This is a genomic window from Faecalicatena contorta, assembly GCF_021531995.1.
Lineage (GTDB): Bacteria > Bacillota > Clostridia > Lachnospirales > Lachnospiraceae > Dorea_A > Dorea_A contorta_A.
The window spans coordinates 1-6,703 of sequence record NZ_JAFBIZ010000136.1 but is presented as its reverse complement, the minus strand read 5'-3'; the positions used below and the strand labels follow the sequence as shown (position 1 = coordinate 6,703).

At 40.8% G+C, this 6,703-nt stretch carries 9 protein-coding genes; 2 read left to right on the top strand and 7 right to left on the bottom strand.

Going from position 1 to position 6,703, the window contains the following annotated elements:
* Nucleotides 1-155: 155 nt before the first annotated feature.
* Together dtd and JQM82_RS13735 are read right to left on the bottom strand one after the other, a co-directional pair.
* Nucleotides 156-602 carry a D-aminoacyl-tRNA deacylase gene (gene dtd / locus JQM82_RS13740; RefSeq protein ID WP_235250957.1) on the bottom strand — a complete coding sequence of 149 codons (447 nt, stop codon included), beginning with the start codon at nucleotides 600-602 and terminating at the stop codon, nucleotides 156-158.
* Nucleotides 603-667: 65 nt separating this feature from the next.
* Nucleotides 668-1,555 (bottom strand): DMT family transporter, encoded by an 888-nt coding sequence (locus JQM82_RS13735; RefSeq protein WP_235250956.1) that lies wholly within the window; start codon nucleotides 1,553-1,555, stop codon nucleotides 668-670.
* Between the two features lie 204 nt (nucleotides 1,556-1,759).
* Between JQM82_RS13735 and JQM82_RS13730 the strand changes: the two genes are divergently transcribed.
* Together JQM82_RS13730 and JQM82_RS13725 are read left to right on the top strand one after the other, a co-directional pair.
* A complete protein-coding gene (locus JQM82_RS13730; RefSeq protein ID WP_235250955.1) occupies nucleotides 1,760-2,416 on the top strand; it encodes a YwaF family protein in 657 nt (218 codons plus the stop codon).
* A 72-nt stretch (nucleotides 2,417-2,488) separates the two neighbouring features.
* Nucleotides 2,489-2,833 (top strand): hypothetical protein, encoded by a 345-nt coding sequence (locus JQM82_RS13725; RefSeq protein WP_235250954.1) that lies wholly within the window; start codon nucleotides 2,489-2,491, stop codon nucleotides 2,831-2,833.
* 39 nt (nucleotides 2,834-2,872) lie between these two features.
* Here the strand turns inward: JQM82_RS13725 and JQM82_RS13720 are convergent, their stop codons facing one another.
* The 5 genes from JQM82_RS13720 to JQM82_RS13700 form a co-directional block, all read right to left on the bottom strand.
* Nucleotides 2,873-3,382: an NUDIX hydrolase gene (locus JQM82_RS13720; RefSeq protein ID WP_235250952.1), complete on the bottom strand. Its 510-nt coding sequence runs from the start codon at nucleotides 3,380-3,382 to the stop codon at nucleotides 2,873-2,875.
* 19 nt (nucleotides 3,383-3,401) lie between these two features.
* Nucleotides 3,402-4,424: a DUF2804 domain-containing protein gene (locus JQM82_RS13715; protein ID WP_235250951.1), complete on the bottom strand. Its 1,023-nt coding sequence runs from the start codon at nucleotides 4,422-4,424 to the stop codon at nucleotides 3,402-3,404.
* Nucleotides 4,425-4,537: 113 nt separating this feature from the next.
* Nucleotides 4,538-5,638, bottom strand: coding sequence for a helix-turn-helix domain-containing protein (locus JQM82_RS13710; protein ID WP_235250949.1), 1,101 nt, complete (start codon nucleotides 5,636-5,638; stop codon nucleotides 4,538-4,540).
* A 334-nt stretch (nucleotides 5,639-5,972) separates the two neighbouring features.
* Entirely contained in the window at nucleotides 5,973-6,155 is a 183-nt protein-coding gene (locus JQM82_RS13705; protein WP_235250947.1) for a (2Fe-2S)-binding protein, read from the bottom strand.
* A 1-nt stretch (nucleotide 6,156) separates the two neighbouring features.
* On the bottom strand, nucleotides 6,157-6,669 hold the full coding sequence (locus JQM82_RS13700) for a ferritin (protein WP_235250946.1): 513 nt from the start codon (nucleotides 6,667-6,669) through the stop codon (nucleotides 6,157-6,159).
* Nucleotides 6,670-6,703: the final 34 nt, after the last annotated feature.

Here is a 6,703-nt window from a genome sequence, read left to right as displayed (position 1 = left end):
CAAATAATTAATTAGATTTTTAATAAAGCAATCAAGAAAAATAGTATAAAAAATTCTGCAGAACAGATTTTCCGAATCCTCCTGTTATCTGTTCTGCAGAATTCTAACTTTTCCTTATACCCTACATATCATGCCACGCATCAGACCTGATCGTATTATAATTTATCGGAATCCAAAACGATCGTAAATGGTCCATCATTGATCAGACTGACTTTCATATCTGCTCCAAACCTTCCTCTTTCCACTACCGGAACCTGTTCTTTACATTTACTGATAATATACTCGTACATCTCTTCTGCCATATCCGGAGCTCCTGCTTCAATAAAACTCGGACGATTCCCTTTTTTACAGTTTGCATACAATGTAAACTGAGAAATCAAAAGAAGTTCTCCTCCAACCGTTTCCAGTGACAGATTGGTCTTTCCCTGTTCATCCTCAAATATCCTGAGCCCAAGCATTTTTTTCACCATCTTATCAGCAATTTCTTTTGTATCTGAATCACTGACACCGATCAAAACCATAAATCCGCGGCCGATCTTTCCCAGTACTTCTCCGTCTACTTTAACTTCACTTTCCGTTACTCTCTGAATCACAAATCTCATACATTCATCCTCCATATCATAATCTGTATTTTCATTCTTTATGAATTCCTGCAGATTTTATCCTTCTATTCTTCCGTCTTTTTATCCGGAAGCTGAGCAAGGATAATCGCGGCAAACATCAGTACACAGCCTGCAGATTCCCGCACAGACAGCCGTTCTCCAAGAATCATCCAGCCTGCCAAGACGGAAAAACAGGACTCCAGACTCAATATCAAAGATGCAATCGCCGGATTAACATTCTTCTGTCCGACAATCTGAAGCGTATACGCAACCCCACAGGAAAGTACTCCCGCATACAGAAGTGGAATCCAGCCTGCCAGCATCGCTTTCAAACCTGGAGTTTCTGTCCATACCATAAACGGTATGGAGACGATCCCACACACGAAGAATTGTATACAGGACATTTTCACACCATCAACTTTCGGCGAAAAGTAATCAATCACCATAATGTGCAGAGAAAATACGAGTGCACACAGAAATATGAAAATATCACCTCTTCCAATCGTAAATCTTTCTGTAATACACAAAAAGTACAATCCTGCCAGTGCAAGCAACACCGCAATCCAGACCTTCCATCCGATTTTTTTATGAAGAAACATCCCGAGAACCGGTACGATCACAATATAAAATGCAGTAATGAATCCGGCTTTTCCCGCTGAGGTATACTGAATCCCGATCTGCTGAAGACTGCTGGCGGCAAATAATAAAAGACCACACGCAATACCTCCGATGATCAGATCCTTACGACTTCCCTCTTCCTTAACAGTTCCTTCTTTCTTATTTATAGTCTGTAAAAGCCATATACATGGCAAAAGTGCTACTGCTCCTATCAGACTTCTTACTCCATTGAACGTAAATGGACCCAGATAATCCATTCCTACACTCTGTGCTACAAAAGCAGTTCCCCATATGAAAGCTGTCAACATCAAAATCGCTGCATTTTTCGGTCTCATATTCCTCTCTCCATTACTCAATTCTTCCGAATGCCTTTTCATACTGTCATATCATCTTCCGAATACGACTGGCATACTGTTGTATTATAATTCATAACGACTGGTAATTTCAACATTTTATTTGATATATATAATGCGGAAAGCTATAATGAAAGATAAACAGCACTCTTGCTTACTTTACCAACACAAAGGAATGTTTGCATTATGAATAAAAAACCTCTGTCAGAATCAAATCATCTCTTTTATCTTATTTGTGGAATGCTTCTTCTCACAAGCGAATTGTGGAAACAGCTTACTCTGACTTTTCTGTCAAATGACGGGACTTATATCTGGTGGTATTTCCCATTTCAGCTGTGCAGCATCCCGATGTATGTCTGCCTGATCATACCATTTATTAAAAACACCGTATTACGCAGAAGCCTGATTGCCTTTTTGATGGATTACGGTCTATTGGGTGGAATTTTTGCCTTTTTTGACACCAGTGGAATGCATTATTCATACGTTCCACTTACGGTCCATTCTTACCTGTGGCACATTCTGCTGATTTTTATTGGTCTGCATGCCGGCAGAGACTGCCAGTATGAAAACAAACATAATTTTTTTCTGAAGGCAACCTCACTCTATCTCGCCTGCTGTCTGATTGCCACCATATTCAATTTGGCTTTTTACCCTTATGGAGACATCAATATGTTCTATATCAGTCCACACTATCACATGCAACAGAAAGTCTTTCGCACCATCGCACTGTATTGTGGAGATCCGGCAGGATACCTGATCTATATCTTTTCCACAATATTCGGTGCATGGGGGATAAATCAGCTGTGGATAGTGTGGGCAAAGAAGGGGACGGAGGATTTTTAAAAATCCTCCGTCCCCTTCTTGACTTGTTCCCCGTTTCCGTCTATATTTTTATTTACAAGGAGGAATTTTATCATGTTACTGGATCGTCTGCTTACCCTGCCTGGTTTTATCTATCAAATCGGCAGTCGTTATTATTATCTTGGAAAATGGATATGCAAGGAATGTTCAGATGTCAACGCCACGGACTGTGTCACCATGTATCAGATATGCAGAAGTGGCAATGAAGAGCCTGAAACAAACATGTATTTTCAGAAGCTTCGTGTTTTCAGTGATTTTGCTTTGGAGGTTCCATATGACCCATCCAGAATCAAAGCAAATATGTCCTCTCTGCTTTCTTCGCTGAATGATGATGAAAACCAGAAACTGGAGGCTCAGGTTCTGCATTTTGAAGAAGATCTTGCAAAGTATGGTTCCTAAAAAAAGTGTGGGCATTACGCTCACACTTTTCTTTTCAGTTTACAGTTTCTCATCAAAGACTTTCTGAATACTGTCATAATGCAGAAAAATTCCCTGTCTTGCATATTCCCGAATCTCTTCCAGGGATACAATTGCATATCCTGACACCTCTTCTTCCTGTGTCTTCACATCTTCTTCCTGAAAATCAAGAACAAACTTATATACATCTACAAAATAATTGTTCTTTTCCTCCGGATTCACTCTTTTATAGGTAAAAGCATAGCCGCCATCGGCTCCCGTCACATCAATACCTGTTTCTTCCAGTATTTCACGACTCACTGCATCTATTGAGCTTTCTCCGGCACGGACACCGCCACCCGGAACTTCCCACCAGCCTGCTGCCCATTCCTTATCCATTCTTCGTCTGGTCACCAGATACTTTCCATCCGGTCTCTGAAGAACCCCCAGCACAGTCAGGTGATAATCTCCCGGCTGCATATTCCAGTCGTTACGCATCATTGTGCGTCCTGTTTTTTTCTTATTTTCATCGTATATATCCCATAATTCCATCTTTTCAATCCCTTCTTTCCTAATATCTGTTATGTACATCTTCTGCAAAGCACATCACATCTTTGATCTCAATCACTTTTCCATCATCCAGTACTGCCCGCCCGCACATCCGTCCGAATACCTGATGCTGATCCGTCAGAATAATCAGCGCTGACGTTTTGGCTGCACGATCCAGAACCGGCGTAAAATCCATTTCAAATCTTCCGTCACTGGAGGTAAATTTCCATGGCTTCATATAATCATCTTTTGGAATATGAAAGGTTACATCATCCAGCTTATGCGCTTTTCCATCATAAAATAATATGTTTTCGGACGCTGCTTCCGTATTACCAAACCCATATCCGATATTAAAGCCGAATGGTTTTCCATCCACTCTCGTATTGCCGGATCCCCAGTACCATCGATTATCATACGTCCACACACCCCGTCCCCAGTCGAGCGTTCCAAAATCACTCTCTTTTGAAAATTCATATGTTCTCCCATCAAAAGTCATGGTTCCATATGCGGGCATACAATTGATCTTCTGATTGTAATAAAATGCCGTCTTCTTCTCTTTCCAGGGAGTTGCAATCACCATCGTATCCATCTTCGGTTGTTCTAAAGTAATATTACAGGAAAATGTCTTTCCCTGATAAAAATTCCTGAAATTACACAGGATCTGTCTTTTCCCATCTGATACCAGAAAATCCATATGCAGACGCTTATCCCGATAAATCGTATCTCCATATTCAGAGGATGCAGGAAGATGAAACTTGCCCATCGGGAACGGATTCAGTATGGTCTCCGTATGTTCCCACCCTTCCTTAAAATTCAAAAGAGAGACCGACTGCAGACCGATATATCCATCATCTGATATCGTAAATGCCCCGGCAAACTCTTCATTCATTACCAGATAATAATCCCATTCTTTAATTCGAAATCTCCTGGCTTTAATCTGTTTCCTGTCATAGATCTGTACCGGACTTCTGGACCATCCAGGCTCCCGCAGACTGCCTTTTTCATCCAGAAGCAGCTGCCTCGTCTTCACTTCATGATTTCTCATATTCACACCTCCCGGTTGTTTTCCATTATAACATCGAAAATGCAGAGAATCTATCCCTGCATAAGATTCTCTGCATTTTTCTCCTTTTCCAGATCTTATTATTCCGTTTCTCTTCACATCTTCTTCAGCTTTTTCTGATATTCTTCCTGCAGACATTTTACTTTTTCATTGTCTTTTAAGAACTCACACTGCGGATCTCTTTCAATCATGGAAAGAAGTGTCTGCGCTATCTGTTTCCCTGCCGACTTTTTCCTTTCCTGCTCTTTTTCTTCTTCCTGTGAAGTATTGCCTGCGAGATCCCGATACAAAAATGTATCCCTGATATCCCAGATATTTAAAGCTGCTTCCAGCATCTGTTCCAGAAGTTTGAGACACTCATCTGTGTCCCGGGCAGACATAGCAGATTGAAAAGGAGCTACATACTGATTATAATCCCACAATTCCATCAATTTTCCATATGCTCCCGCAACGTCTGCCAGATGTGACGCGGCCTCATGATCTCTTTGCCTGATCTCCACTTCCTGCAGATTCCACAGGATTCCCTGTGTCTCTGTCACCTGCTGTAGCAAACGACGTTCCAGAAGCTTTTTCGCCTCCTCGTATCGTTCTTCCCGGATCAGAATCTGTGTTTCAATCTGACGTTTATCGATCGACGACCGATTCGGAAGCGTCTCAAGAAGTTCCCTCGCCTCCTCGTATCGTTCTCCTGCCATGTACTTAGACGCCAGCATAAAAGAAGCTGCTGCTTTTGCCTCTCCTTCTCCCACCCTGGAAGCCCTCTCGTAAAATTTCTCAATTCTTTCTTCATAATAATGTTGATCTTCCATAGGATCTGACAAGCCATATATCAGACGTGCACCATCCAGAAGAACGGCGATCTTCTGGATAAAAGCTCCACAATTCGGATAATTCCGTATTTTTTCCTCTCCCATAAGGAACCCGCTTTTAAATCCATTTTTCTGGATTTCTTCCATCATCTGATTGCAGAATGTATCCATCTCTTTTTCCGTCATTTCTTCCTCAAAACACAGCAGTGTATTCAGATCTGTTTCCAGAAGCCGTGCGATTGGTGAAAGCAGTGAGATATCCGGATAACTTGTCCCTTTTTCCCATTTATTGACTGCAGGAGCAGATACCCCAAGATAATCTGCTACCTGCTCCTGTGTATAACCTTTTTCTTTTCTCTTCTCTCTGATAATATTCCCGATTGGCATCTTGTCTTCTCCTGTTTTTTGTATATGATATAAGTGTTTTCATTACATCCAGAAAAGCTTTTCTTTGATTATATATTATCAGAGTCATTCGGCTGCGACAATTGAATAAATATTAAGAAGAACGAACAAAAATTAACTTCCGGTTATATTATATTAATTCCTTTCCCATTGCATTGGAAATACAACGTTGTGGCGAATATATCTCTTTATTTACCACTTTGCTTTTTCATGAAGCAGATGATATGTGTCCATATCCTTACCTTCGGACATAGCATATACAGAAATCGCCCAATTTAACCAAAAAATGGAGAATCTCCCGGACTCTCCATTTTTTTCATTCTTTATCCACCAGCTTCTTTACCAGCTTTTTCACTTTTTTCTTACATTTCCCACAGCCTTTTCCGGCTTTCGTCACCTTTTTTACTTCCTTATATGACTTTGCCCCTTTCTGCACCGCATCGGCAACGTCACCTTTCGTCACGTGATAACACGGGCAGATCACTTTCTCGCGGTTCATTTTATAAAACCAGTGATGGTGCTGTGTAGACTCTTGCTCCAAGTTCACTGTCCAACATATACAGGCTCTTCGGATCATCTCCAAACAGTTCAAACTTCTTTACAAGATTATCCGCATTGTTCTCCTCTTCACCCTGCTCTTTTACAAACCAGTCCAGAAACTGCATGGTACGGAAATCTTTCATCGAATATGCTGCGTCATAGATGTCATGAATCAGACTCGTTACATACTGCTCATGCTTCAGCCCTTCCGTCAGAATTGCTTTTGCACTCGTCAGCTCAACTGCCGGTTTTTCGATCGTCTCCAATGTTACCTTTTCCCCATTGTTCTGAAGGTACTGGATAAACAGCATTGCATGATCTCTTTCTTCCTGGGCCTGAATCTTATACCAATTCCCAAATCCATCCAGATTAATATCATAGTAATAATTGGAAAAATCCAGATATAAATATGCAGAATAAAACTCCTTATTTACCTGATTATTTAATAATTCTACTACTTTTTTATCTAACATATGTATGTTCCTCCTTATAAAATATGATCTTTAC